At 63.4% G+C, this 25,014-nt stretch carries 22 protein-coding genes; 11 read left to right on the forward strand and 11 right to left on the reverse strand.

Features of this window, described 5'->3' with window-relative positions:
- Nucleotides 1-28: 28 nt before the first annotated feature.
- Complete coding sequence (locus tag MMG94_RS02085; RefSeq protein WP_016919261.1) at nucleotides 29-1,930, reverse strand: extracellular solute-binding protein; 1,902 nt, start codon at nucleotides 1,928-1,930, stop codon at nucleotides 29-31.
- Between the two features lie 157 nt (nucleotides 1,931-2,087).
- Entirely contained in the window at nucleotides 2,088-4,208 is a 2,121-nt protein-coding gene (locus MMG94_RS02090; protein WP_016919260.1) for a GumC family protein, read from the reverse strand.
- 95 nt (nucleotides 4,209-4,303) lie between these two features.
- Between MMG94_RS02090 and MMG94_RS02095 the strand changes: the two genes are divergently transcribed.
- On the forward strand, nucleotides 4,304-5,416 hold the full coding sequence (locus tag MMG94_RS02095) for a glycoside hydrolase family 5 protein (protein ID WP_081495622.1): 1,113 nt from the start codon (nucleotides 4,304-4,306) through the stop codon (nucleotides 5,414-5,416).
- On the opposite strand, the gene MMG94_RS02100 is transcribed toward MMG94_RS02095, so the two are convergent.
- The gene (locus tag MMG94_RS02100; RefSeq protein WP_154420077.1) at nucleotides 5,338-6,948 is read right to left on the reverse strand and encodes a hypothetical protein; all 1,611 of its coding nucleotides are present in this window, start codon (nucleotides 6,946-6,948) and stop codon (nucleotides 5,338-5,340) included. The two genes, MMG94_RS02095 and MMG94_RS02100, sit on opposite strands and share 79 nt — an antisense overlap.
- Before the next feature lie 253 nt (nucleotides 6,949-7,201).
- Between MMG94_RS02100 and MMG94_RS02105 the strand changes: the two genes are divergently transcribed.
- Both MMG94_RS02105 and MMG94_RS02110 read left to right on the forward strand, forming a co-directional pair.
- Nucleotides 7,202-8,170 (forward strand): glycosyltransferase family 2 protein, encoded by a 969-nt coding sequence (locus MMG94_RS02105; protein WP_016919257.1) that lies wholly within the window; start codon nucleotides 7,202-7,204, stop codon nucleotides 8,168-8,170.
- A 29-nt stretch (nucleotides 8,171-8,199) separates the two neighbouring features.
- Nucleotides 8,200-9,630, forward strand: coding sequence for a lipopolysaccharide biosynthesis protein (locus MMG94_RS02110; RefSeq protein ID WP_162129670.1), 1,431 nt, complete (start codon nucleotides 8,200-8,202; stop codon nucleotides 9,628-9,630).
- A 10-nt stretch (nucleotides 9,631-9,640) separates the two neighbouring features.
- Here MMG94_RS02110 and MMG94_RS02115 read toward each other — a convergent pair whose 3' ends face one another.
- Both MMG94_RS02115 and MMG94_RS02120 read right to left on the reverse strand, forming a co-directional pair.
- A complete protein-coding gene (locus MMG94_RS02115; RefSeq protein ID WP_016919255.1) occupies nucleotides 9,641-11,188 on the reverse strand; it encodes a glucosamine inositolphosphorylceramide transferase family protein in 1,548 nt (515 codons plus the stop codon).
- Nucleotides 11,185-12,300 carry a glycosyltransferase family 4 protein gene (locus MMG94_RS02120; protein WP_016919254.1) on the reverse strand — a complete coding sequence of 372 codons (1,116 nt, stop codon included), beginning with the start codon at nucleotides 12,298-12,300 and terminating at the stop codon, nucleotides 11,185-11,187. Before MMG94_RS02120 ends, MMG94_RS02115 begins: the two co-directional genes overlap by 4 nt.
- Nucleotides 12,301-12,562: 262 nt before the next feature.
- Between MMG94_RS02120 and MMG94_RS02125 the strand changes: the two genes are divergently transcribed.
- Nucleotides 12,563-14,014 carry an NAD-dependent succinate-semialdehyde dehydrogenase gene (locus MMG94_RS02125; protein WP_016919253.1) on the forward strand — a complete coding sequence of 484 codons (1,452 nt, stop codon included), beginning with the start codon at nucleotides 12,563-12,565 and terminating at the stop codon, nucleotides 14,012-14,014.
- Between the two features lie 13 nt (nucleotides 14,015-14,027).
- On the opposite strand, the gene MMG94_RS02130 is transcribed toward MMG94_RS02125, so the two are convergent.
- The 4 genes from MMG94_RS02130 to ubiG all read right to left on the reverse strand — a co-directional run bounded on the left by MMG94_RS02130 (nucleotide 14,028) and on the right by ubiG (nucleotide 17,087).
- The gene (locus tag MMG94_RS02130) at nucleotides 14,028-14,375 is read right to left on the reverse strand and encodes a hypothetical protein (protein ID WP_016919252.1); all 348 of its coding nucleotides are present in this window, start codon (nucleotides 14,373-14,375) and stop codon (nucleotides 14,028-14,030) included.
- Between the two features lie 146 nt (nucleotides 14,376-14,521).
- A complete protein-coding gene (locus MMG94_RS02135; protein WP_016919251.1) occupies nucleotides 14,522-15,265 on the reverse strand; it encodes a DUF2076 domain-containing protein in 744 nt (247 codons plus the stop codon).
- 236 nt (nucleotides 15,266-15,501) lie between these two features.
- Nucleotides 15,502-16,203, reverse strand: coding sequence for an invasion associated locus B family protein (locus tag MMG94_RS02140; RefSeq protein WP_016919250.1), 702 nt, complete (start codon nucleotides 16,201-16,203; stop codon nucleotides 15,502-15,504).
- A 113-nt stretch (nucleotides 16,204-16,316) separates the two neighbouring features.
- Nucleotides 16,317-17,087: a bifunctional 2-polyprenyl-6-hydroxyphenol methylase/3-demethylubiquinol 3-O-methyltransferase UbiG gene (ubiG, locus tag MMG94_RS02145; RefSeq protein WP_016919249.1), complete on the reverse strand. Its 771-nt coding sequence runs from the start codon at nucleotides 17,085-17,087 to the stop codon at nucleotides 16,317-16,319.
- Nucleotides 17,088-17,284: 197 nt separating this feature from the next.
- On the opposite strand from ubiG, the gene MMG94_RS02150 reads away from it, so the two are divergent.
- The 4 genes from MMG94_RS02150 to MMG94_RS02165 all read left to right on the forward strand — a co-directional run bounded on the left by MMG94_RS02150 (nucleotide 17,285) and on the right by MMG94_RS02165 (nucleotide 20,365).
- Nucleotides 17,285-18,523 (forward strand): aspartate kinase, encoded by a 1,239-nt coding sequence (locus MMG94_RS02150; protein ID WP_016919248.1) that lies wholly within the window; start codon nucleotides 17,285-17,287, stop codon nucleotides 18,521-18,523.
- A gap of 296 nt (nucleotides 18,524-18,819) precedes the next feature.
- Complete coding sequence (locus MMG94_RS02155; protein ID WP_016919247.1) at nucleotides 18,820-19,272, forward strand: hypothetical protein; 453 nt, start codon at nucleotides 18,820-18,822, stop codon at nucleotides 19,270-19,272.
- 321 nt (nucleotides 19,273-19,593) lie between these two features.
- Nucleotides 19,594-19,977: a DUF2267 domain-containing protein gene (locus MMG94_RS02160; protein ID WP_016919245.1), complete on the forward strand. Its 384-nt coding sequence runs from the start codon at nucleotides 19,594-19,596 to the stop codon at nucleotides 19,975-19,977.
- Nucleotides 19,978-20,077: 100 nt separating this feature from the next.
- Nucleotides 20,078-20,365: a GIY-YIG nuclease family protein gene (locus MMG94_RS02165; RefSeq protein ID WP_016919244.1), complete on the forward strand. Its 288-nt coding sequence runs from the start codon at nucleotides 20,078-20,080 to the stop codon at nucleotides 20,363-20,365.
- Nucleotides 20,366-20,461: 96 nt separating this feature from the next.
- Here MMG94_RS02165 and murJ read toward each other — a convergent pair whose 3' ends face one another.
- On the reverse strand, nucleotides 20,462-22,000 hold the full coding sequence (gene murJ / locus MMG94_RS02170) for a murein biosynthesis integral membrane protein MurJ (RefSeq protein ID WP_016919243.1): 1,539 nt from the start codon (nucleotides 21,998-22,000) through the stop codon (nucleotides 20,462-20,464).
- A 119-nt stretch (nucleotides 22,001-22,119) separates the two neighbouring features.
- Between murJ and MMG94_RS02175 the strand changes: the two genes are divergently transcribed.
- Entirely contained in the window at nucleotides 22,120-22,473 is a 354-nt protein-coding gene (locus tag MMG94_RS02175) for a DUF2845 domain-containing protein (RefSeq protein ID WP_016919242.1), read from the forward strand.
- A 119-nt stretch (nucleotides 22,474-22,592) separates the two neighbouring features.
- Nucleotides 22,593-23,021 (forward strand): hypothetical protein, encoded by a 429-nt coding sequence (locus tag MMG94_RS02180; RefSeq protein ID WP_016919241.1) that lies wholly within the window; start codon nucleotides 22,593-22,595, stop codon nucleotides 23,019-23,021.
- A gap of 34 nt (nucleotides 23,022-23,055) precedes the next feature.
- Here MMG94_RS02180 and MMG94_RS02185 read toward each other — a convergent pair whose 3' ends face one another.
- Entirely contained in the window at nucleotides 23,056-24,021 is a 966-nt protein-coding gene (locus MMG94_RS02185) for a glycosyltransferase family 2 protein (protein ID WP_016919240.1), read from the reverse strand.
- Nucleotides 24,022-24,078: 57 nt separating this feature from the next.
- Here MMG94_RS02185 and MMG94_RS02190 point away from each other — a divergent pair, with 57 nt between their 5' ends.
- Entirely contained in the window at nucleotides 24,079-24,936 is an 858-nt protein-coding gene (locus MMG94_RS02190) for a ChbG/HpnK family deacetylase (protein ID WP_016919239.1), read from the forward strand.
- The last annotated feature ends 78 nt before the right edge of the window (nucleotides 24,937-25,014 follow it).

The following is a 25,014-nucleotide window of genomic DNA, read 5'->3' on the forward strand; positions in this document are numbered from 1 at the left end:
AGCCGTCGGGACGCGCCGAAAGACCATGTCAGCGTCCCGTGAAGTTGATTTTCTTCGCCTTCTCTTCGTTCCACCACCAGGTCGAAAGCACGCCGGGGTCGAATTTCGGCGCGCGTTCCGGCTTGTCGAAGAGATCCCAATAGGCGAGGCGGTGCACCGGATTGTACCAATGTGGAATCCAGTAGCGCTGCGAGCGCAGGGCGCGGTCGAGCGCGCGGCAGCAGGCGACCAGCTCCTCGCGGGTCTCCGCCTGTTGCGCCTTGTCGACGAGCGCGTCGACAGCCGGATTCGATACGCCGGCGAGATTGCGCGCGCCGTTCACATTGGCGGTTTTGGAGCTGAAATAAGCGCGCAGCTCTTCGCCGGGATTCCACGACATCAGCATGACGTCGTGAACGATGTCGAAGTCGAAATCCTCGAGCCGCTTCTTGTATTGCGCAGCGTCGACGATGCGGATCTTCGCGGTGACGCCGAGCAGTTTCAGGTTCTTGATGAAGGGCTGCGTGTGGCGTTCGAAGACGTTGGAGTTGTCGAGGAATTCGAATTCCAGCGGCGTTCCGTCCGGCGACAGCAGCACGCCGTCCTTGCGCGTGCAGCCGGCGGCGGCGAAGAGTTCGGCCGCCTTTTTGAGCAAAGCGCGATCCTGTCCCGAGCCGTCGGAAACCGGCGACATGAAGGGCTCGCCAAAGACTTCCGCCGGCAACTTGTCGCGGAAGGGCTCGAGCAGCGCCTTCTCGGCGTCGCTTGGCAGGCCCGTCGCCGCGAGCTCGGAATTTTCGAAATAGGACGAGATCCGCTTATAGGCGTCATACATCAGATTACGGCTCGTCCACTCGTAATCGAAGGCGTAGCCGATCGCCTCGCGCATGCGGGGGTCGGCGAATTTCTTGCGGCGCGTATTGAACATCCAGCCTTGAATGTTCGGGATGCTGTTATTGGGAACCGTCGTGCGCTTCACACGCCCGTCTTTGAAGGCGGGGAAGTCGTAGCCGGTCGACCAGACGCGCGCGATGTTTTCCTCGCGCTCCGTGAAAGCGCCCGCTTTGAAAGCCTCGAACGCCACCTGGCTGTCGCCGAAATATTCGAAGCGCACGACGTCGAAATTGTTCTGGCCTTTCGCGACGGGCAGGTCCTTCGCCCAATAGTCCGGCACGCGGTTGAAGGCGGTGAAGCGGCCCTGTTCGAATTGGCCGACCTTGTAGGCGCCCGAGCCCAGCGGCGGCTCCAGCGTCGTCGCTTCGAAATCGCGGTCCTTGTAATAGGCCCTGGAGAAGATCGGCTGGTTCGCGACATTGAGCGGCAGATCGCGCGTGCGGCCGGCGGCGAATTTCACGACGAGAACGTCGTCGCCTTCGGCCGTCGCGCTCACCACGTCGCGCAGCATCTGGCTGATGACGGGATGGCCCTTGTCTTTGAGAATATTCAGCGAAAAGGCCGCGTCCTGCGCCGTGAGCGGCGTCCCGTCGTGGAAGCGCGCTTCCTTTCTCAGCAGGAACGCGTAGGTCAGCTTGTCGGGCGAAATGCGCACCTTCCTGGCCACAAGCCCATAATAGGCGTCGCGCTCGTCCAGGCTCTGCGTCATCAGCGAGTCGAAGACCAGGGACATGCCGGTCGCCGGATTTCCACGCAGCACATAGGCGTTGAAAGTGTCGTAGGTCGGGCTGGCGGGCGACAGCGCCAGCGTTCCGCCCTTCGGCGCGTTCGGGTTCACATAGCCGAAATATTTGAAGTCTGCGGACTCCGCGAGATCGCCGAAGGTCGAAAGTCCGTGGCTCTCAATCTCGCCGGGAGCGGGCGCGGCTTCGGCGGCGGAGGTCTTCGGGTTTCCTTTGGCGAAGGCGCGCGGCGGGAAAGCCGCGGCCGCGCCGAGCGCGCCGGCGCGGAGCAATTTGCGGCGGGACAGCGGGTAGGCGAATGGAAAATCAGCCAAATCGACCTCGGGCAGGGGAGGGAGACGGCGCGTCGCGCGGCCTTTGATTCTACCTGAATTATGTCGGATTTTGGCGAGGCCGCCAGTGGGTTGTGCGCGAGTCCTTCCGGCCGCCCCCTTTGCGCGAAGCCCCGGCTTCCGCCCGGTCCGGCCGCGCTCAGGCGGCGATCGACAGGGCGGTCATCTGTTCGGATTGCTCGGGGTCGTAAAGGCGCAGCTTTGCGGCGTCGGCCTTGTTGTACAAAATGGCGGCGTCGTTCAGATCGAGGCGGTCCAGCGCGGCGTTCGCGTCATCGGCGCTCGTCTTGTCCCATTCCACGAGAAACACCGTATGGTCCGCCTGCGCCGCGAGGAAGCGCGCCTGGGGCGCGTGAAGGGCGGGCGGGCCGTCAATGACGATGACGTCGAACCATTTGCGCGCCAGCTTCAGCGTGGCGCGAAGCGTCATGCCGCTCATGAGGCCGCCAATTGAGCTGTGGCGCGTGAGAGTCTGACCGCCATAGGGCAGCAGCGTATAGCCGTCCGCCGCCTGCTCGATGAGAGCGCTTGTGAGATCTTCGCCGCTTTCGAGCACGTCGAGCAGTCCGAAGGGCGCCGTCTTCACATGCGCCGCCCGGTCGGCTTCCACGAGAAGAACGCGGTCCCCGCCCTCGGCGAGATAGGCGGCGAGATTGACCGAGAGCGTCGAGCGGCCTTCGCCGCGATGCGTGGACGAAACGAGGATGACAATGCCTTCGTCGCTTGCGCCGGCCGGCGCGATTTCGGCGCAAAGCTCGGTGAGCCACGGCGTGAGGTCCGGCACCAGCCCGGGATCGTCGGCCGACTCGGCCTGCGTGACGATAGGAAGAAAGCCGTAAAGTTCGACGTCTCCCAGACGCTCGGCCTGGGAAGCCGTGCGCAGGGTTTTCTGGCGCCATTCGCGGACGATGGCGTAGCCCAATCCCGCAAGGAGGCCGAGCGCCGCGCTGCCGACCGCGAGAATGCTGCGCGGCGGCGACGGCTTCGACGGCGGGGTGGCGACCGAGACGATTCGGATGTCGCTCGGCTCGAGGTCCTTGACCTGACTGAGTTCGCGCTGGCGGTTCAGCAATTCTTCGTAGACGTCGCGCTCCGCCTTGGCCTCGCGCTCGAGCTCCGTGAGCTTCACGAGTTGCGGGCCGAGTTCGCCGCTCTCCGTCTGCGTCGCCCTGAGCTCACGGCCCAGTTCCTCCTCGCGCTGTTGCGCCTCCAGAAATTCCGTGCGCGCCGTCGACATCATGCGCGCCATCTCCGCCTTGATCTGGCGGCGGATGTCGGCGATCTGCGCGTTGAGGCTGACGACTTCCGGGTGGCGCGGGCCGAGCACCGTGGCCTGATCCGCTGATTGTCGCGAGAGGCGGGCGTAATCCGAGCGCAGGGCGCTGAAGACGGGAGACTGAGCGGAAGGCGGCAGGCTGTCGCCAGCGCTGGCCCCGGCTTTGCGCAGTTGCTCATAGCGCGCCCGCGTTTCAGCCGTGTGGGCGCTGGCGGTGACGAACTGCGCATTGAGTTCCTGCACACGGCGTTCGAGCAGCGTCGTGCCTTCGCCCGCAGCCGTCACTTTCAACCGCGCCTTCAATTCCGCGGCGGCTTCCTCGGCGCGATTGACGCGACCGCGTAGTTCCGCAAGCCGGCTTTCGATTTCCTGCGCGGTCTTGGCGCTCGTTCCGCTGCGAAGCGACGTCTGTTCGGCGAGGATTTTCTTGGCCGCCGCGTTGGCGATGCGCGCGCTCTCCTCGGGGCTGGAGGTCGTCGCCGTCACGTCGATGACATAGGTTGTGCCGCGCCGCGCGATGTTGAGTTTGGAGGCGAGCTTCTCGATGGTCGACAGACGAAGCTTCTCATCCGTATCGCCCTTGCCGGCGAAATAGGGGTCCTTGGTCAGAGCGAGGTCGTCGACCATGGCGCCGAGGAAACCGTCGGTGCGCGTGGCCTGCACGAGGCTCTCGATCGCGATGGCGTCGGAACCGATATTCGAAATGACGCCGCCCGCCCGCGTGACTTTCGCGGTGCGCGGATCGACCAGCACGACCGCGGTGGCGGTGTATTTCTTGAAGAGAAAGAGCGAAGCCCCGAAGAGAACCGCCGAGACGCCGAGCCAGGTCGCAAGGATCGGCAGCCAGTTGCGGCGGAAAAACAGCTCAATTCCGCCAAGGCTGAAATTCACCGGCGCATCGCGCCACAGATCAATCGCGCCGAACTCGTTCGAGCGGCGCGTCTCCATATAGCTCGTATAGGCGTTGTAGCCTTGCTTTTTCATGACGCTTTCGAGTGCCGAAGACGCACGGACCTTGGATTCCCGTCGCGAGGACGGCTACAATAAAGCATGCAAAGCATTAACCTTAAGTAACTCCAATGGCGGCGACGTTTACCAGACGTGAAGCATTGCTGGGTCTGTCCGCCGCGAGCCTGGCGCCCGCATGGGCTGGGGACGCCTTGCGCAAGGGCGCGATCCCCCACGCTTTGCGCAGCGGATTCAATCTGCCGGATCAGGTTCCGCTCCGCGCCGATCAGCTCCCGGACGCGTCGACTCTAAAGACTTTGCGCCAGATGGGCTTGACCCATATCCGCCTTCCCGTCGTAACGGAGTATCTTCTGCCTTCCTTCTCGGGGCCGGCGACCATTTCCAGCGCTATGGACGACCTGTCGCGGGCGCTTGAGATGCTCCTGTCCATGGACTACTCCGTCAGCGTCGACATGCACCCCGATAGCGATTTCCAGAATCTCTACCGCCGGGACGCCAAGGCGGCGCATGGCGCTTTGCTCGCGAATTGGCCAGTTCTCGCCAGGCATTTGTCGCGCTGGCCCGACGACCGCATTTGGGTGGAGCTTTTGAACGAACCGCCGACCACGGACGACGACTGGCGTCCTTTTTCGGAGAAGCTCGCCAACGTCGTGCGTAGCCAATTGCCAAAAAACGGGATCATCGTCGGTCCGGCTCCCTATCAGCGGCACGAAAACCTGGCTTCATGGATTCCGTTCGCCGACCGGAACATCGTTTACGCCTTCCACTACTACGACCCCATGGCCTTCACTCATCAGAACGCCGTTTGGGACAAAGGCAGCGCCTGGGCGCGTATGTCCGACATTCCCTTTCCAACCGAAGCGGGCGACGCGACGCTGCTCCGACTCGCGACGGAGGCGGGCCGAAGAGGCGATCAGGAAGTCGAACGCATCCTCAAGGAGACCGCCGCCGTCGCCTGGACGGCTGCATCGATCGAGGCGCAACTGGCGGGCCTCGCCGCATGGAGCGAGACACATGGCGCGCCCGTCATCGTTAACGAATTTGGCGTGCTGCGCTGGAAGGCCAAACGCGCTGACCGGCGGGCCTGGATCGCCGCGGTGCGCGCCGCCGCCGAGCGACATGGCTTCGGCTGGGCGCATTGGGATTATTCGACGAGCTTTGGCCTTCTCAACGACGACCGCACGATCGACCGCGGCGTCGTCCAGGCGTTGCTCGGCGGCTGAGCGGCGGGGCTCATCTCCGAGCGCGCGAACCGTATCAGCACCGCGCGGTCCGTCGCGCCAAGGATCAAGCCGCAATAGCCCATGACGAAAGCAAGAGAAAAGGGCACGAAATAGGCTTCCTCCTGGAAGAGGCCGTTCGTCACAGACGCCAAAATGCCGCTCGTGACGAAGGAGAGGGCAGGCGCGCGCGTTTGCTTGTAGAGACGCCACGCGACCGCCGCGACCCAGAAATAGAAAGCGAACCAGGCGGCGGCCGCAACGCCGAGCTGATAAAGCAGAACGCCGAACGCGCTTTCGACCGCGACATTAGCTGCGCCGGCCGCCTGGAACTCCTCCCATTTGAGCGAACCAAAATCCACGATCGAAAGATTGCCGCCATCGCCCAGCGTATGCCCGATCGGCATTTTGAGAAAACCGTTCAACCCGCCAAGCAGCCCAAGAACGTGGAAGTCGCCCGTGCCCGAGCCGATCTTGATCACCAGGATGGCGTAGGCGATCAGGAAGAGCGCAAGACCTTTGACGGGAAGGTTCGTCGAGCTTCTTCTCGCGACGTAATAGAAGCCGACGCACAGAACGGTGAAGATGAGCGGACCCTTTGCGCTTGTCGCGAGGAGGAGCGGCATGGCGAGCAGCGCCAGAAGGCCGCGCCTATGGATCGCCAGCAGCGCGATGAGACTCGAAAGCATGTAGGCGAAGCTGATCGTGTTAAAGCCCGGTCCCTGCAGACGCTGCACATGCAATCCAAGCGAACTTGTCAGCGGGGTGTTGAACAGATCCGATTTCGAGTAATCGAGGACGCTTGTAATCACCATACCGCCTTCGGCGGCCTTGCGGATGTCGTCGACATTGACGAGGCGCTTGGCCGTGAAGAGCGTCAGATAGCGCCAGCCATTGGTGACAGTGAGCCAGCCGTCGAGCGAGAAAAGCTCAAAATAGCCGCAAAATCCGACCGCCAGCAAAATAACCAGCAAGATTTTTGGCAAATCGATCTGCTGCTTCGCCCCGAGCAGCAGGAACATTTGAAACAGGAAGATCGGCAGACCGATATTTCTCAGATAGACCGTAGCGTTGCGCGGATTGACCGCAAGGCCGAGGACGAAATAGACGCCGACGATCGCGAGAAGTCCGACAGACGCGTAGATCAACTTCCTGACGAAGGGCGAGTAGGCCGATGGCTTGTGCGCGAAGCTGATCGCCATATAAAGCCAGCAGACGGCTGTTGTTAGAAAGCTGTAGCTCTTGAGCACCTCAATGTCGGCATATTCCTCGACACTATAGGAGAAAAGCGCTGCGACGGTGTTCTGAAATATATTGGAGATGAGGACGACGACCGGCACGTCGCGCGGCATGAAGCGCGAAACGAACAAAGCGCCGAACGCGCAAAAGACGATCGCGATCGGCTGCGAGACAAAATGCAGCGCGATCGGCGCGACCGTAACGATTATCGCTGTCGCGAACGCCTGAAGGAGTTGCGGCCATACTTCCAGACCGCCGAGACCTCTCGGCGCTTCCGCCCAAGCGGATCGAACCACTTTTTCGGCCCTATAATGGATGCGCCTTTCATCTTCGCCGATCGTGACTAACAATGCGTTAAGAGCGACCGGCGTCGGCGCGTCACTGACATTGGCGTTTTAATGGCCGCGCCTTAACCGCCTCTCCAGACATTTGCCTCAGCATTGAGTCGTTCGGTAACCACTTGATCGCGTCTTTGTGGCGGAGCCGTGAGAGCTGAGCTAACTGAAAATTGGATTCAAATGCCGTCTAGCGCAAAGTCTGGAGCGTGGCGTGTCGTCGGTCGTCGTCAGCGTTATCATACCGGCGTATAATGCGGCGGCTTTCCTGGGCGCGGCGATTGCGTCGTTACAGGCTCAGACTCTTTCTCAATGGGAGGCGATCATCGTCGACGACGCCTCGACCGATGGGACGCTTGAACTCGCCCGGCGGATTGCGGCGTCTGATTTTCGCGTTCGAGTGCTCGCTCTCGACGTCAACAGCGGGCCAAGCGCGGCCCGCAACGCCGGCTTCGCTGTCGCGACGGGCGAATGGATCGCGCTGCTCGACGCCGACGACGTCTATTTGCCCGCGCGCTTGAGCGAGATGATCGCTGCGGCGGAGCGACTCGAGGCCGATATATTGGCCGACAATCAATGGCTGAGAGATCCGTCCCTGGGCGCGATCGTGCGTTCGGGATTGCCGCGAAGCGGAAGAGCGAAACGGATCAGTCTGACGGAATTCTACCTAAAGAGCCTATCCGCTAGCGGCTTCGACCTTGGAACGCTCAAACCGATCTTCCGCGCGTCGCTTGTGGCGCAGTCCGGCGTGCAATACCGGCCGCTCCGCTATGGCGAAGACTTCGTCTTTTTCGCGGAGCTTCTGGCGCTGGGCGCGCGCGCCTGGCGCATACCTCAGCCCTATTATGTCTATACGCTCACGACGAGCGAAGTCGACGGGAACAGATCCGAGTCGTCGCGGACCCTGACGAATTATGACCTCCTCCTCATCGGCAGCAACTCGATCATGGACCGTTACGCCGCGCGGCTCTCGACGACCGAGAAGGTCGCGATCCGAATTCGCGCCTATTTCATCGAAGAGTATAAATCCGCGGTAATTTTCAAGGATCAGCGCAGAAACAAACAGTATCGCTCGATGTTGGCGACATTACTCCGACACCCGTTGATCTTCATCATGATCCTTCGCGGCATTCGCTGGCGCCTGCGCGCCATGCTTCCTGATCAGAGGTATGTCCCAACGTGAGCGTCGCGCGCCTTACCGCCAAGAGCAGTTTGTGGAATTTGTTCTCCAATCTGGGGCAGCAGATCCTGAACTTTATCTTTTTCGTCTATACGGCGCGGCTTCTCGAGCCCTCGGCGTTCGGGCTTATGGCGCTCGCCATGGTCTTCGTCGACGCTTTCGCGGTGCTCGGGCGCGGCGGTCTGGTCGAGGCCAGCGTGCAGAGAGAGAGCGTTTCGGACGAACTTCAAAATCATATTTTCTGGTTCCTGCAAGTCGTTGGCCTCGCAGCGACTCTGGCGCTCTATTTCGGCGCCGATACGCTCGCAGGCGCGTTCGGCCATCCCGAGCTGGCGCATGCATTGCGCTGGCTCTCGCCCGTGTGTCTTCTTTTGAACGGGGCGGCCGTTCCGGAAGCGCGGCTGCAACGGGAATTTGGCCATGACGCCATAGCGCGCAGCACGCTTGCGGGCGTTTCCGCTGGCGGAGTGGTCGGCGTCATCGCCGCTCTTTTGGGCTATGGCGTCCTCGCGCTCGTGTTTCAGAAGCTCGCTTCCGTCATCATTCAAAGCGTCCTGCTCTGGCGAAAGGAGCGGTGGCGGCCGCGGGCGCCGGCCTTCGCCTCAGGCGGCGAGCTCCGCGGCCTTTTGCGCATAGGCATGGAAGTGACCAGCGCCAATCTCGTTTTGATGTTGAATTCAAAGCTCATGGATGTGCTGGTCGGCCTGTTCCTCGGTCCGACCATGCTCGGATATCTACGAACGGCGTGGAGATGCTTCGAACTCGTGCTGCATGTCTGCGTGAGCCCGTTATCGAACGTCTCACTCGTCACCTTCAGCCGCGTTCGGGACGATTCCGGTCGTCTTGTCGCAGCCTATTCGCGCATGGTGGAAATCGCGGCGCTTACAATCTTCCCGATCTTCTTCGGCCTTGCGGCGATTGCGCCGCTCGCGATGCCGCTTGTTTTTGGCGAGCAATGGGCGCCTTCGGCCCCGCTCGTTCAGGCGCTGAGTCTGATCGCGATCGCCGGCACGCCCAATCCTTTTTTCGTCCCCATGATGACCGCAACCAACAATACGCGCCGTCTCACGACGCAGAGCCTGATCCATGTCGTCCTCAGCATTTTGCTTACGGCGACGATGAGCCCGCTCGGCGTCATGGCGGTCGCCTGGGCGCAGGTCGTCCGCGCTTCCGCTATGACAGGCGTCAGCCTGTGGATGATGCGCGACAGCGTCGACGTGTCGTTCTCGACGACATGGGTCGCCATGCGGCCCGCGCTCCTTGCGGCGGGCGGGATGGGCCTCGCGGTCGCCTGGTTGCTGCAGTCGAATGCGCTCGCGCCGCTGACCGGCTGGCCTCTCTTGCTCGCATTGATCGCGCTCGGGGGCGCGATCTATGCTGCGACGCTGCTTTTGGGCTTCCCGCGCGAAGTGTCTCAACGCTGGACGGAGGCGCGGGATCTGCTGCGCGGCCGCGTCGCCTGACGGGCTTGGCTCAATTCGCCAGTAGAGGCGCGCCGGGATCTTCGAGGCGTTGGTCGATCCGTTCGTGAAGAGCGCGGCGGATCGACATCGGTCTTGGCGTGAACACTGCTCCGTCGATACATTCGAGATCGCCAAAACGATTGATCGTATGCAGCCGGTCGCCCGGCCAGCGGCCTCCGGGCGAAAGATAGCTCACCTGAGACTGGCGGAACGTCTCCGGGTCCAGCGCGTCTATGCGCATGATGGCGAGATTTTTTCCATAACCGCGGCTGCAATCCTGCACCGGCCGCAGCAACGCGCCATTGTGCGAAACGACGGCTCCGGCGGGACGCGCATAACGCGGATCGATAAGAACGGGCGAGTTCCCGTGCCTCTCCCATGGGCCGAAGAGGCTTGGCGCATGATGGATAGCCAATACGTCGGAATAGCCGCCGTAACCGTCGCGGATGACCGACGTCATCCAATAGCGGCCGTTGTGGCGAAAAATCGTCGCGTCGGCGGCTTCGATGTTCTCCACCAGATTCGCCACCGGCTCCCATGTCGCCGGAAATTCCATGCAGCGATAAAGCGTGATCGCCCCGGAGGTCGAGGCTTCCGGAACCATATAGAGTTCGCCCCCTTCCTCAATGAGAAAGGGGTAGGAGAGGTGCCAGCGTTCCTGAATCGAGCGGACTGGAGCGCCAACCGGGCCCGAATCGTCGAAAGGCTGGAAGAAAATCTCGCCAAGGTCCCGGCGATAGTCGAGAAGCTCGAAGAAAACGCCTTTCTTGCCGCGCCATTCGATCGGAAAGGGGTCGGCCGAGAAGGCGACTTCCTGGTCCGGCATCACGCGCCAGGCCGGCCCGGTTAGCGATCCGGTTTCGATGACGCCGGGCCCCTGGACATGCCGCCATCCGACGCGCCAATGGGGCGAGCGCGTGCAAAGCCGATAAATTTCGCGCAGACCGCGGAATGCGATATTGCGCAGGAAAAAGGCGGCGGGCCGGGCCTTTGTCCTGTCGCATTTCTTCGCGTGGTCGGCTGCTTGCGCGTCAGGATCGGCGAGGGCCTTTTCGATCAGAAAGCAGATGCGGGAATAGACCGCCTCGAGGCCGCCCGTGAGCCCATCGGCCGCCTCGAAAGACGGGACGCCTTCAACTATTACGGCGCCAGTAGCGCCGTCTTCGACAGCGAGCGTGGGCGCGGCGCCGGACAGGATCGCGTCGACGGCGGCCTGATCTGACGTATGGCCATCATATAGCGGGCGCAAGACGCGCGCGGCCGTCGTTGCGGAGATGTCGCCAACGAGATCGATGACGACGTCGGCGTTCGTTTCCAGCGTGGCTGTCGACGCCGATTTGTCGATACGGTCGCAAAGCGTGGGCTTGCTGCGTCTCAGCAGCATACGCTCCAAGGTCAAAAGCTGCGTGACTGTTTCGCTCTGCGCATCGTCGCCGGGTTCGAAACGGAATATGACTTCCGTCTCGGGCCACTGTTTCGTCAGCGACAGGCGGAGCCGTTCCTGCCAGCGCATGAAACGCGCGGACAATACCGCAATGACGATGCGTCGATAGGTCATGCAGGGGGTTTCTCCGTAAGACGGATATAGTCTTCGATCATGGCGTCGAGCGGATAGCGCTCGGCCAGGCGTCGTCCGGCGTTCGTCAGTCGCTCTTGCAGGGAAGCGTCCTGCAAAATGCGTCGAACGGAACCGGCGAAAGCCGGCGTGTCGCGCGCATCGGCGAAGAGAGCGCTTGGCTCCCCGCCCACGGCGAGAACCTCGCGCAAAACCTCAATATCGTTGACGACGACGGGTAGACCCGCCTGCGCAGCCTCGACGGGAGCGAGGCCAAATGTCTCCATTGCGCTCGGAAATACGAAGCAATCGAGCGCCGAGAGAAAGACGCCCATTCCGGTCGTGTCCAACTCTCCCAGGAAGTGCACGCGATCAGCGACGCCCAGGGACGCGACGAGAGCGTCGAGCGCGGCGCGCTCCTTGCCTTGTCCAGCGAGAGCGAGATGCTGATCTTTGTTCTCGGAGAGAATGCGGATCGCGAGATCAATTTGCTTCGTGGGGTGAAGCCGCGCGGCGCAGCCCAGCAAGACGACATCCTGCGGAAGCCCGAGTTTGGCGCGAGCCTCGCCCTTGCCGATCGGAGCCGATTTGTCGAAGAAACCGTGATCTATGCGTTTGACGCGCCTGGCGTACCGGTTGGGGTAGCCGCGATAATCCGACTCCGTCTGCGCCGAATTAACGACGATATGGTCGTAAACTCCGATACTGCCCAAGATTTTGTCGGCGAAGGCGACGGGCCGCGGTATCAAATCCGAGGGCGTCAGCTGATTGGCGATGAGAACGGGCTTGCCGGCCAGTCTCGCGACCGGCGCCGCGATGACATTGCCGTAATGCTGTAGCGTCACCACGACGTCCGGCTTCTCCCGGCTGAATTCCTTGTATAGCTCGCCAAGCATCTTGAGCACGCCGATCGGGCTGGACGGTCGCTCCTTCGCGCAGAAGAATACGTTCGGATCGTGGTCGAAACTCTCGGTTCGCCGGAAATAGAAAATCTGCCGCGTGCGCCAGCCATGCTTTTCAAAGCCTTGTGCGAGCTGTCGCGCGATTTCCTGCGCGCCCGCATTTTCGGCCTGCGTCTGCACGATGGCGACCGTCTTCTGTCCGTTCGGCGTCAAGGATCAATTACCAGTAGAAGTTGGAATTAACGGCGCTGTTTAAGGCAACTTGATTAACGCATTCGCCGCTAATGCGTGCAAGCGTGAGCGTTTTACCCGGTTGGTTTACGACAATTTGTTTTTCGGTTGAAAAAGCGGCGCTACTTCATTGGCACGGTCTATAAGTCTGGCGCGGCCGCAATGTTGCGCAGCCTGGCGCGCTTTTTCAGCGGGAGCATCGCATTCGAGCCGCAGAGCGCATCGCGCAAGGGGTTAATCGACCATGAATATCAACGACCTCTCTCTCGTCGAGCGCGCGCTCATTGGCGGCGCTTGGGTTGCGGCCGATAGCGGCGCGACTTTTCCTGTCGTCGATCCTGCGACCGGCGACGCGCTCGGGACCGTCCCCGATATGGGCGCCGTCGAGACGCGGCGGGCGATCGAGGCGGCGGAAAAGGCCTTGCCCGCCTGGCGCGACCGGCCGGCGAAGGAGCGCGCGCAGATCATGCGCCGCTGGTTCGAGTCGATCATGGCCGAGCAGGAGCGTCTCGCGCGGATCATCACCGCGGAGCAGGGCAAGCCGCTTTTTGAGGCGCGCGCCGAGATCGCCTATGGCGCTTCTTACATCGACTGGTTCGCGGATGAGGGCCGCCGCGTCTATGGCGACATCGTCCCGGGGCCCGCAATGGACCGGCGAATCCTCGTGCTCAAACAGGCGATCGGCGTCGCCGCGGCGATCACGCCGTGGAATTTTCCCTCGGCGATGCTGGCGCGCAAGGTGGCCGCGGCGCTCGGCGCGGGTTGCACAATGGTGGTGAAGCCCGCCGAATTGACGCCCTTCTCGGCTCTGGCGCTTGCCGAGCTGGCCGAGCGCGCCGGCGTTCCCGCCGGGGTTCTCAATGTCGTCACCGCCCTCGACCCCGCGCCCGTCGGTCAGGAGCTCACGCATCATCCGGCCGTGCGCAAGCTGACCTTCACGGGCTCGACCGAGGTGGGGAAAATCCTGCTGCGCCAGGCTGCGGACAATGTGCAGAAATGCTCCATGGAGCTTGGCGGAAACGCGCCGCTCATCGTCTTTGAAGACGCCGACCTCGAGCGCGCGGTGAAGGGCGCCGTTGCGACGAAATATCGAAACTGCGGCCAGACCTGCATCTCCGCCAACCGATTCCTCGTGCAAAGGAGCGTCGTGGACGCTTTCTCGCGCAAGCTCGCCGAAGCGGCGAGCGCGCTGAAAGTCGGCGTCGGCTTTGACGAGAGCGTCGCCGTTGGGCCGATGATCGAGGCGGCGGCGGTCGAGAAGGTCGAGCGTCACATCTCCGACGCCGTCGCGCATGGGGCCAAGGTGCTCACGGGCGGCGCGCGCCATGCTTTGGGCGGCCTGTTTTTCGAGCCGACCGTTCTCGCCGACGTTCCGGCGGACGCGCTCATCTTCCGCGAGGAGACTTTCGGCCCTGTCGCGCCGGTCATCTCCTTCGAGACGGAGGCGGAGGCGATCCGGCTCGCCAACGCCACGCCCTACGGGCTCGCCGCTTATTTCTACGCCAGCGACGTAGCGCGCATATTCCGCGTCGCGGAGAGGCTCGAATTCGGCATGGTCGGCGTGAATGAAAGCATCATCACGTCAGAGGCCGCGCCCTTTGGCGGCGTGAAACAGTCCGGCCTCGGGCGCGAGGGCTCGCGATATGGGATCGATGACTATCTTGAACTGAAATATGTCTGTCTGGGAGGAATGTGAGGGCGTCGCGCCCTCACAGAGCCTTGCGGCAGACCGTGCGGGTCACCGAGCCGCGCACGCCGTAGCCTTCGTCGGTCTGGGTCACGATTTCGCGGCAGCCCTGGAGAGCGGCGACTTCGATCCTCTGCGCGACGGCTTCCGGAGCGGCTTCGGCCTTGTCCATGACCGGGAGAATGAAGGGCTTCACCGTCGAGACGCTGGCGGCGACCGCCGGGACATTGGCGTCCGTCTTGTGGAAGACGGCCTTGGCCGCGGCGAAGCTCACATTGGCGGCCATGATCGCAAAGGCGATTTTCACGGCGACGGCGGCGCGCAGCGGGCGCGAAGCGAATTTGCGGCGGTTGGCGTCGTTACGGTTCATGGTCCAGGTCCCTTCGTCGTTGGTTCGTCTTGCGAACGAAACGAGGTGTAGGACTGGACGCGCCGTAAGTTTGTGCGTTGGCGCACTTCTCTATAATGGCGAAACCCGCCGGTTTCCCGGCGGGCTCGTTTTCGCATCAGCGGACGTTAAACGTCGAAGCCGCCGTCGCCGCCATCGTCAAAGCCGCCCCCGTCGTCGAAGCCGGGGTCGTTGCTGTAGTCGGCGTCCTGCGCGCCCGCCGCATCGTCATAGCCCTGGTCGTAACCGGCGTCCTGACCGCCCCACTGACCGCCGCCCGGCTCATCGCCGTAATAGTTGTTGATGACGGTCGTTTCGCTTGTCGGCGTGAAGCCGGAGCCGATGCCCAGATTAGCCATCCCGCCATAGCCGGGGCCGTGGGAGAAAAGGCTGCGAATGCCGTCGGCGAGCAGCACGCCGCCCGCGACGCCCGCGGCCGCGCCAAGCGCGCCCTTCAGGAATCCGCCGCTATCCGGCGCCTGCTGCTGACCCCAGCCCTGCGGCGCGTATCCGCCGGCGGCCGGATTCTGGCCGCCCCACGGTCCGCCCTGGGGGACGGCGCCCGGCATGGGACGACGCGGCGGAGGCGGGGCCTGGCGCTGGCCGCCGCCGAACAGGCCCCCGAGAAAACCGCCCGCGGGCTTCGACTGCAGATCCTTCACCTGCGCTTCCAGCTCCTGAATTCGGGTGTTGGCGCCCTGCAAGGCCTGCTCCTGCACAATGACCGTCTGCGCCAGAAGATAAGGCGCGGCCGGCTGCTGCTTGACCTGTTCGGCGATGAAAGTTTCCGCCTCCTGGTCGCGCGGACCGGCGGCGGCGCTCTTCGTGCGCTCGAACAGCCCGACGAGCAGTTGACGTTCTTCCGGTGACATCAGTCTCTCCCCATAGGAACCGGCCCAAAAGGCGCGGCGCTTGGAAATATGGGGAAGACCGTGAAAGGCGCCAAGGGCGGGCGGAGGCTCGGGGGCGTTAAACTTTGGAGAAGTTGCGGTAAGGTTTAGGCGTTGGCGGCGATGGGCAGTCGCATCGCGACGGCGGCGCCCCGCCCCGCGCCTGCGGCGTGACCTTTCCGGGGGAGGGTGGGGGCGGTTCTCGCTGAAAGCCAGCCTTACTTGCACTCCTGCGCGACTCGGGCGAGCGCGTCCGACAAGCCCTTCAGCGTATATGAATCCGTCGTAGAGGTGCCCTTGGCCGAAGCGGCTTTCACTACGAGCTTCGAGCCGCCGCGCAGGGCGCCGACGAATTCGCGCTCTTTGGTCTGATCCTTGACCCAGGCGTTCTGGCCCTTGGTGATGAGGTCCCAATCGTCGCCGTCGATCTGCGCCGTGGCGGCGGAGCCGTCCTTGGTGCCGTAGCCGAGATTGATCGCGACCTCATTGCGCACATTGTCGCCCGGACGCGAGGAGATAAAGACATAGGCCGACGTGTCTTTCAGCTTGGCTTTGGGCTCGCGGCTCTTCGGCTGGCCGAGCGCGTAGCAGGTCTTGTCCTTGCCGGACTGCGCGAGATAGGCGCCCCAATCGCCGAAGGTCGCAAGCTGCTCCGGCTTGCCGGAACCGCCCTTGCTGTCGCTTTTATCCGCCTTGTCGCCTTTGCCGTTCTTCTTGCCCTTCTTGTCGCCGGCTTCGTCCGGCGCGGCGGCTTCGTCAGCCGGGGGCTTTGAACTGTCCTTGGCGGTCGACGCCTTGTCCTTGGCGAAGACAGAGGCCGGCGCGCCGGCGAGCGCGAGGGAAAGGACGCAGGCGAGCGGCAGGCCGACAAAGGCGGCGGCGCGCCGGGCGAAGCGGGACGGGAGCAGCGATTCGGTCATCATCGCCAAAAGTGTAATGACCGGTTTTGACGTGAACAAGAGCTTGTCGTTTTCGCCGGACGGCGATTTTTCACCGCTTGGGCCGGCGCGCCCGTGGGACCGACGCGCCCCGATCAGCGGTCCTTCCTGGCGGCCATGAGGTAATTCACGTCCGTATCGTGGCTCTTGCGCCAGCTCCGGGTCAGGGGCTGAAAGCTCATGCCGGCGCGGTCGATCTCGCGCATGCCGGCCTTGCGCACCCAGCCGGAAAGCTCGTCGGGTCGAATGAATTTGTCGTGATCATGCGTGCCCTTGGGCACCCAGCCCAGGACATATTCGGCCCCGAGGATGGCGAAGACGTAACTCTTCATCGTGCGGTCGATCGTGGCCAGGAAAAGCAGCCCGCCTGGCCGAACGAGCCGCGAGAGCATGGCGACGAAATCGCTCGGGCCCTCGACATGTTCGATCACTTCGAGCGCGGCGACCGCGTCGAACTGCTCGCCGGTCTCGGCGAGCGCCTCCGCTGTGACGTTCCGGTAGTCGATGGCGAGCCCCATCTTCTCGGCATGGCGGCTCGCCACGGCGATATTGTTCGGCGCCGGGTCTACGCCCGTCACCTGCGCGCCGAGTTCGGCGAGGGATTCGCTCAAAATGCCGCCGCCGCAGCCAATATCGGCGATGCGCACGCCTTCGAGCGGGCGTTCGGGCGATTCGTTGAGGGCGGTCATGTCGCCCCTCAGAAAGCGGCGGACATGGTCGCGAATATAAGTGACGCGGATCGGGTTGATGTCGTGAAGAATGCCCATCTTCCCCGTCTTGTCCCACCACAGGTCGCCGAGACGGTTGAAGCGCGCGACGTCCTCGGGATTGACGCTGGCGGAATGGGGGGCGGCGTGTTCGGACAAGGGGGCCTCACAAAACGTCTCAAGGGCGGTCTCGCCGGCGCGACGCGGCGCAAGACCTCTTCCGCGCCCCTGATTTGGGGCGGGCCGCCCGCCGTTGACAGGGGGGCGAAGGCCGTCACATATACGCGCGCTTTTGGCGGGACGCGAGTGGGCGGCCCGCCGACCGCAGACTGCCTACTGCCCCAACACCGGTCCTTATGTCACGCCTGGTCATGAAATTCGGCGGCACGTCCGTCGCCAATGTCGAGCGCATCCGCAATGTGGCGCGCCACGTCAAGCGCGAGGTCGACGCCGGCCGCGACGTCGCGGTGGTCGTATCCGCCATGGCCGGCAAGACGAACGAACTCGTCGCCTGGTGCAAGGAAGCCGCGCCGCTTTATGACCAAAGCGAATATGACGCCGTCGTCGCCTCGGGAGAGCAGGTGACGGCGGGACTTCTCGCCATGGCCTTGCAGCAGATGGGCGTGCCGGCGCGCTCCTGGCTCGGCTGGCAGATCCAGATCCGCACCAACGACGCGCATGGCTCCGCGCGCATCGAGTCGATCGAGGGCGCGGGCGTCATCGACGGATTCGGGCGCGGCGAAGTCGCGGTGGTCGCTGGCTTTCAGGGCGTGCATGCCGAAACGAACCGCATCACCACGCTCGGGCGCGGCGGCTCGGACACGAGCGCCGTGGCGCTCGCGGCCGCGATCAAGGCCGACCGCTGCGACATCTATACGGATGTGGACGGCGTCTATTCGACCGATCCACGCATATTGAGCGAGGGCAAGGCGCGGCGCATGGAGCGCATCGCCTTCGAGGAAATGCTGGAGATGGCGTCGCTCGGCGCCAAGGTTTTGCAGGTCCGCTCCGTCGAAGTGGCCATGGTGCACGGCGTGCCGACCTATGTGCGCTCCTCTTTCGACGATCCCGCCAATCCGGGCGAGGGGACGCTCATCTGCAACGAGGAGGACATTGTGGAAGCCCAGGTCGTCACAGGCATCGCCTTCTCGCGCGACGAGGCGCAGATCACGCTGCGCCATGTCGCGGACAAGCCCGGCGTCGCCGCCGCCGTCTTCATGCCGCTCGCGGAAGCGGGCATCAATGTCGACATGATCGTGCAGGTGGTCTCCCAGGAAGGCATGACCGACATGACCTTCACCGTGGTTAAGGCGGACTATGACCGCGCCACGGCGATCATCGAGAAGGTGAAGGACGATATCGGTTTCGCCAGCATGGAAGGCGCGAAGGACGTCGCCAAGGTCTCGGCCATCGGCATCGGCATGCGCAGCCATGCGGGCGTCGCGGCGCGCGGCTTCCGGGCGCTGTCGGAAAAGGGCGTGAACATCCGCGCCATCACGACGTCCGAGATCAAGTTTTCCGTGCTGATCGACGAGGCCTATACGGAGCTGGCCGTGCGCACGCTGCACTCGCTTTACGGGCTGGACGCTGCTTAGCAGTTTCTATTCCCGCGCGCCTGCTCACGACAGCAATCTTAGGCGCGAGCCCGATACCTCCCTTTACGGGGAGGTCGGCGGCCGCAGGCCGATGGGTGGGGTTCGCGCGGCAATGACAATGGTTGGGGCCTTGCCCACCCAACCCTGCCGTGCAGGGCCGCCCTCCGCGTAAAAGGAGCGGGATTTGCCCGCGATCGGCGCTCGGCTTTATTTCCCTTAAATTCGCTTAGCTTGGCTTGACTGCCGGTTCCGCCGCGACATTTCGCCTTCAGGTTGACCCTGTAAGGAGGGGTGTCATGGAAGAGCTGTCGAGACGCGTGGTCGAAGCGACGTCGCTCGAACCTTCGATCGCCAAGGCCGCGATTGGGCATGTGCTGCGGTTTCTGCGGGACGAGGTTCCCGACGGGCATGTCGGCGAATTCATCGACAAGATGCCGGGCGCGCGTCAGGCGGTCGCGGCCGCGCAGGCGTCGAGCGATGGGGGCGTGACTCAGGCCATCGAAGGCATGACGAGCTTCATGGGCCATGGCCGCGCGGATTTGAACATCCTCGTCGGCAAGCTCGCCAATCTCGGCCTCACCCAGGCGCAGAGCGAAAGACTGATCGAGGAGACCTTGCTGCGCGCCGAGTCGCTCATCGGCGCGGAAGGCGTCGCGCGGATCAAGTCGCTGCTGCCGGCGCTGGCGCAGCGCAGCGGCGTGACGGCGACCAATACGGAAAAACCGGACGAGATGCGGCCGGGCCTGTAGTCGAGCAGGCAGGAGTGACGCGGCCGCGCGTCACTCCTTCGCTCAATCGACGAACATGATGTCGGAATTTTTGCGCGTAGCGCGTCGGATTGCGTAACTGATATTTTCTTGGCGTCGTCGGCGCGGAAGCTGACCCAATCCCCGCAGCTTGTCCATTGAACTCACGTCGGAATGCTCCGGCGGCGTGAGGCGCGTCCCTCTTAACGCGCGGCGCCTTATTGGCTTGCGCTCGTCAATCTGACGGTCGCGCGCCGCCCCTTGCAATTGTCACGATCCGCGGCGACAGTTCCCGCGCCCTCAAAGGCCAAAGGGAGGAATTAGATGGATGAATTGATTGAGCGCGTTTCCGCTGCGATCGGCGTCGACGCCGGCGTCGCAAAGACCGCGATCGGCCATGTGCTCGCCTTCCTGCAAAAGGAGCTTCCCGAAGGCCCGGTGGCGGAGTTCTTCGACAAGGCGCCCGGCGCGCGCGAGGCGGCCGACGAGGCCTCGGCCGGCGCGGATGGCGGCGCGGGCAGTCTGCTCGGCGGCCTGCTGAATTCCGGCCTGATGGGCGTCGCGACGAAGCTCAACGCGCTCGGCCTCGACATGGGCCAGATCCAGAAGCTCGGTCACGAGATTTTCGGCTATGCGAAAACCGTCATCGGCGAGGAGAAGGTGAAGGAAATCGCCAATTCGATCCCGGGCCTGTCGCAGTTTATGTGAGACGTCCAACCGTTATTGCGAGCGAAACAAAGCAACCCAGAGTTGCGGCTGTTGCCCTGGATTGCTTCGCTTCGCTCGCAATGACGGCTAAGCTGACGAAATGAGAAACCCGGCCGTTTACATTGTCGCCAGCAAACGCAATGGCACGCTCTACACGGGCGTGACATCGAATTTGCCGAGACGCATCTGGGAGCACCGAGATGAGCTTCGGGACGGCTTCACCAAGCGCTATGGGTGCAAATTACTTGTCTGGTATGAGTTTTACGAAACAATGCCCGAGGCCATTACGCGTGAAAAGCAGCTTAAAGGCGGATCGCGCGCGAAAAAACTTGCTCTGATTGAATCTATGAACCCAACATGGCGAGATCTTCACGAAGAGCTTCACTAGCATCCATTCCCGTCATTGCGAGCGAAGCGAAGCAATCCAGAGTCTCATCCCTGCACTGGATTGCTTCGCCTTCGGTTCGCAATGATAGGAGGGCAATCACCGCCTCCCTCTCCGCAAACTCCCGACCCGCACGCCCGCAAGATGCAGCGCGCCAATGAGCGTCGCTGCGTAAACGACCGCCCCCGCAGCGCCCAGCGCAATCAGGGCGACCAGATTCGCCTGCGCGCCGAAATGCAGCCCGAGCGCCAGGGCCGGCGCGCGGCCGAATATGGCGACGAGCGTCAGCAACATGCAGGCGAGGAAGGTCGCGCCGACGGACTTTGCAAACACGCCGTCGAAATCGATCAGCTCGCGATGGATCGCCAGCGCGACGAGGGCGCCGAGATTGATCCAGAGGCCGACCGAGGTCGCCGTGGCGAGGCCGACGGCTCCCAGCGGGCGGAAGAGGGCGACTTTGAGCGCCACATTCACGGCGAGCGCCGAGAGCGCGATCTTCATCGGGGTCGAGGTGTCGCCGCGCGACTGGAAGCTCGCGCGCGCCGAGGCGATCAGCACCAGCGCCATCAGACCCGCGCCATAGGCCGCCAGCACGTCGCCCGCGGCGACCGCGTCATGCGCGGTGAATTTGCCGCGCATGAAGAGGCCCGCGACGATCAGCTCGGGGATCGTGTCGAAGGCGACGAAGAAGGGCGCGGCGAGCGCGATGGTGAGCGCCATCGTATTGCTCTGCGCCTTATGCGCGCCGTCGACGTCGCCGGAAGCGATGCGGCGGCTCATCTCGGGGAGCAGCACCGTGCCGGCCGCAATGCCGATCACGCCGACGGGAAGCTGATAGAGCCGTTCGGCGTAGGAGATCGCGGAGACGCCGCCATCGGCGAGCATGGAGGAGAGGATCGTGTCGGCGAAGACGGCGATCTGCGGACTCGCCGAGCCGATCACCGCCGGGCCGAGCATGAGAAAAAATTCGCGCACGCGCGCCCAATGCGGCTTGCGCAATCCGCGCAGCACGCCGATCTGGCGCGCGCCCCACATCAGCAGCCCCAGCTCCAGCGCGCCGGAGATGGTGACGCCCCAACTCGCCGCATAGCCGGCGTTGGGAAAGAGAAAGGCCACGGCCAGCGCCGCCATGACGGTGAGGTTCATGAGATTCGGCGCGAAGGCCGGCAGCGCGAAGCGGCCATGCGCGTTGAGCGCGCCCATATGGAGCGCGAAGAGCGTCATGAACAGAAGATAGGGGAAGGTGATGCGCGTCAGGCTGACCGCCAGCGCGAATTTCTCCGGCCGGTCGCCGAGGCCCGGCGCGAGCAGCGAGACGAATTGCGGCGTGAGCAGCCAGACCAGCAGCAGCAGCACGATCTGCGAGGCGAGGAGCAGGGCGTAGACCTCGCCCGCAAATTCCTCCGCCGGCTCGTCGCCTTCCTGCTCGAGCGACTTCGCGTAACAGGGAATGAAGGCCGCGTTGAAGGCGCCTTCGCCGAAGATGGAGCGAAAGCTGTTGGGCAGGCGCTGGGCGATGAAGAAGGCGTCGGAGACGGCGCCGGCGCCCATAATGGCAGATTGCATCGCAAGCGACAGGAATCCTGTCACGCGCGAGAGCAAAGTGAAGCCGCCGACCGAGAGTAGACTGCGAATCATTTCATGGCTTCTACAGCAATATTGCCAAAATCCGCCTATCCCGCCTCCACTGGCGCCGTCGCCGGACTTGGCCTAGCTTGGAAGCGGCGCGTAGGAACGGGCGTTTGCGGGCAGGGATCATGAAGGCAAGTCTATTGCTCGCGCCCGTCTTTCTTATCTCCATGGGGCTGCCCGCACGGGCCCTGCGCTGCGGGACGCAGCTCGTCGAGGAGGGCCAGACGCAGGGACAGGTCCTCCAGCTTTGCGGCCGGCCGTCCTCGACCGATAGCCATGTGGAATATCGGCCGGACGTCTACGCCGCGCCGCCGCAGCCCCTCATTCCCGGCCAGCCTTACTCTTATTCGGGACCCTCGATCATCGAGGTCCGGGTCGATCAATGGATCTATAATTTCGGGTCGACGCAATTGATGCAGTCGCTGATCTTCGAAAACGGGCGCCTCGTCCGGATCGACGACCTCGGCTATGGGCGTTGACGGCGCGCCGGGCACTTATTCGCTCAGAGATGCGGACGCGCACAGCGGCCGCTCAGTCTGTGCGGCTTGATAGATTTGCGCTCGGCGAGGCGCGTGAACGACCAATTGGACGCACAAGGATGAAAAGCTTTCTCCCCGCTCTGGCCGCCCTGGCCATTATCTCCTTTTTCCAGACGGCGCTCGCGGCGCCGGCCCTTGAAGCGACCTCGCTCTACAAGACCATGACCCATGGGCGCCGAACTCTGGAACAGAGCCAGTGGCCGGAAGCTGTGAAACGCGTTTTCAGAAAAGCGGACGCCGAGCTGAAAAAGATCGAGCTTTGCAACGAGGGGGCCTATTCGATTTTCACCGTCGTGTTCAAATACGATCCTAATGGCCCCAATGACCATTACTACAACAGGATCTTCGTCGACCTTGCGGCCGCCAACAACTACCGCTCATACGCCGTCGTCGATCCGTCATGGGGGCAAGTGGTGGAGGCGTCGGTCAAGGGGAAGAACAAGATTTCCATTGAGCGCGAGGAATTCGACGCGCCGGCTGGGCAATAGGCCGGGAGCCGAAGCGGGGCGATGTTGGTCCCCTTCATCGCGCCTTTTTCGCTTTTTCGCCTCCAACCCGTTCCGCCACGAGATAGAGCGGCCGTCCCTTCACCTCGTTGAAGATGCGGGCGATATATTCGCCGAGAACGCCCAGCGAGATGAGCTGCACGCCGGAAAAGAAGGCGATCGATACGACGAGGGTCGGAAAGCCCGGCGTATCCACGCCGAACAGCATTGTGCGCGCCCAGTAATAGCCCGCCATGCCCAGCGCGAATATCGAGATGGCGAGGCCCACATAGGTCCAGACTTTCAGCGGGATCGACGAAAAGGACATCAGCCCGTCGAGGGCGAAGCGCACGAGCCGCGTGAAGTTGAATTTGGATTCGCCGCTCGCCCGCGCATCGACTTCGAAGGGCACGCCGATCGATTTAAAGCCGATCCAGGCATAGAGGCCTTTGTTGAATCGCGCCCGTTCGCGCATGGAGAGCAGGGCGTCGACCGCCTGCCGGTCCAGCAGCCGGAAATCGCCGGCGCCGGGCGGCAGCGGCACGTCGCCGAACTTCTCCAGCAGGCTGTAGAAGAGCTCCGTGAAAAAGGTTCGCATCTTCGGGTCGGTCGCGCGGTCGGTGCGCTGGCCGTAAATATTCTTGTAGCCCTCGCGCCATTTCTCGACGAATTGCGCGACGACCTCCGGCGGGTGCTGGAGATCGGCGTCCATGATGACGACGGCGCGGCCGCGCGCTTCGTCGAGCCCGGCGGCGATCGCGACTTCCTTGCCGAAATTGCGGGAGAAGGACAGAGCGCGGAAGCGCGGCTCTTCGGCGCAAACGGCGCGCAGCTCGTCGAGACTGTCGTCATGCGAACCGTCGTCGATAAAGATCGCCTCGAAGGTCACGCCCGCGCCTTCGAGCGCCGGGACGAGCCGCTGGCCGAGGGGGCGCAGATTGGCGCGCTCGTTGAATACCGGGATGACGACCGATATATCGGGGGTCTCGATGCTGTCGTTCATGGCTGGGTTCAATCAGAAAATCCGGGCGCGGCATAGATGGGCGAGGGCAGGGCGGCAATGGCGAAGGATCGCATCATCGCGCTTTGCGCCGACGATTACGGCCTCTCATATGGCGTAAGCGTCGGCATTTTGAAGGCGCTCGACGCTGGACGGCTGACGGCGGTCTCGGCGCTGGTCACCGGGCCGCGCTGGCCCGCCATGGGCCGCGATCTGCTCCGACGCAGCGAGAACGCCGATGTCGGGCTGCATTTCAACCTCACTCTGGGCCGGCCGCTCGGACCGATGCCGGCTTTCGCGCCGGCCGGGACCTTCCCGCCTGTCTCCAAGGTCATCCGGGCGGCGATGCGCGGCAAGCTCCCAATGGAGGAGATCAGGGCGGAAATCGACCGGCAGCTCGATCGATTCGAAGCGGTGATGGAGCGCCGGCCCGATTTCGTCGACGGTCACCAGCATGTGCACGGCTTGCCGGGCGTTCGCGAGGCGCTGCTCGACGCCATGCTGGCGCGCAAGCTCAGTGGGCGCGCCTGGGTGCGCAACGCCGCGGACAGCGTGCATCGCATCGCGGCGCGGCGCGCTCACTCACGCAAGGCGCTCGCCGTAAGGGCGCTCTCCTCGGGCTTTCACCGGGCCGCAAATTGGCGCGGTTTCGCGACGAATGACGGGTTTTCCGGCTTCTCGGATTTCGATGCGGGGAAGGATTACGCCAAATCCTTCGAATCCTATCTGCGCGCGCCGGGCCGGGCGCATCTTGTCATGTGCCATCCGGGCCATATCGATGACGAATTGAAGGCGCAGGATCCGGTGACGATCACGCGCGAGCAGGAACTCGCCTTTCTCCTCTCGCCGCGCCTGCCCGAAATGCTGGAAAAGCGCGGGCTGAGGCTGGCGCGGCTCAGCGCGGCATTGTGCAAGTGACCAGCGGGAGCCATGCGCAGGAGCCTCTCGGCGCGCTGAAAAGGCGAGGCGCCTGCCGGGTGAACGAAAAGGCGCGGC

This window comes from Methylocystis parvus OBBP (assembly GCF_027571405.1).
GTDB classification, from domain to species: Bacteria; Pseudomonadota; Alphaproteobacteria; order Rhizobiales; family Beijerinckiaceae; genus Methylocystis; species Methylocystis parva.

Excerpts from the sequence above, each read along its gene's own strand:
- MMG94_RS02135 (WP_016919251.1), bottom strand. The coding sequence starts at position 15,265 with ATGTCACCGGAAGAACGTCAACTGCTCGTCGGGCTGTTCGAGCGCACG.
- MMG94_RS02115 (WP_016919255.1), bottom strand. The coding sequence starts at position 11,188 with ATGACCTATCGACGCATCGTCATTGCGGTATTGTCCGCGCGTTTCATG.
- MMG94_RS02175 (WP_016919242.1), top strand. The coding sequence starts at position 22,120 with ATGAAGGCAAGTCTATTGCTCGCGCCCGTCTTTCTTATCTCCATGGGG.
- MMG94_RS02090 (WP_016919260.1), bottom strand. The coding sequence starts at position 4,208 with ATGAAAAAGCAAGGCTACAACGCCTATACGAGCTATATGGAGACGCGC.
- MMG94_RS02125 (WP_016919253.1), top strand. The coding sequence starts at position 12,563 with ATGAATATCAACGACCTCTCTCTCGTCGAGCGCGCGCTCATTGGCGGC.
- MMG94_RS02165 (WP_016919244.1), top strand. The coding sequence starts at position 20,078 with ATGAGAAACCCGGCCGTTTACATTGTCGCCAGCAAACGCAATGGCACG.
- murJ (WP_016919243.1), bottom strand. The coding sequence starts at position 22,000 with ATGATTCGCAGTCTACTCTCGGTCGGCGGCTTCACTTTGCTCTCGCGC.
- MMG94_RS02160 (WP_016919245.1), top strand. The coding sequence starts at position 19,594 with ATGGATGAATTGATTGAGCGCGTTTCCGCTGCGATCGGCGTCGACGCC.
- MMG94_RS02185 (WP_016919240.1), bottom strand. The coding sequence starts at position 24,021 with ATGAACGACAGCATCGAGACCCCCGATATATCGGTCGTCATCCCGGTA.
- MMG94_RS02140 (WP_016919250.1), bottom strand. The coding sequence starts at position 16,203 with ATGACCGAATCGCTGCTCCCGTCCCGCTTCGCCCGGCGCGCCGCCGCC.
- MMG94_RS02095 (WP_081495622.1), top strand. The coding sequence starts at position 4,304 with ATGGCGGCGACGTTTACCAGACGTGAAGCATTGCTGGGTCTGTCCGCC.
- MMG94_RS02155 (WP_016919247.1), top strand. The coding sequence starts at position 18,820 with ATGGAAGAGCTGTCGAGACGCGTGGTCGAAGCGACGTCGCTCGAACCT.
- MMG94_RS02190 (WP_016919239.1), top strand. The coding sequence starts at position 24,079 with ATGGCGAAGGATCGCATCATCGCGCTTTGCGCCGACGATTACGGCCTC.
- MMG94_RS02180 (WP_016919241.1), top strand. The coding sequence starts at position 22,593 with ATGAAAAGCTTTCTCCCCGCTCTGGCCGCCCTGGCCATTATCTCCTTT.
- MMG94_RS02130 (WP_016919252.1), bottom strand. The coding sequence starts at position 14,375 with ATGAACCGTAACGACGCCAACCGCCGCAAATTCGCTTCGCGCCCGCTG.
- MMG94_RS02150 (WP_016919248.1), top strand. The coding sequence starts at position 17,285 with ATGTCACGCCTGGTCATGAAATTCGGCGGCACGTCCGTCGCCAATGTC.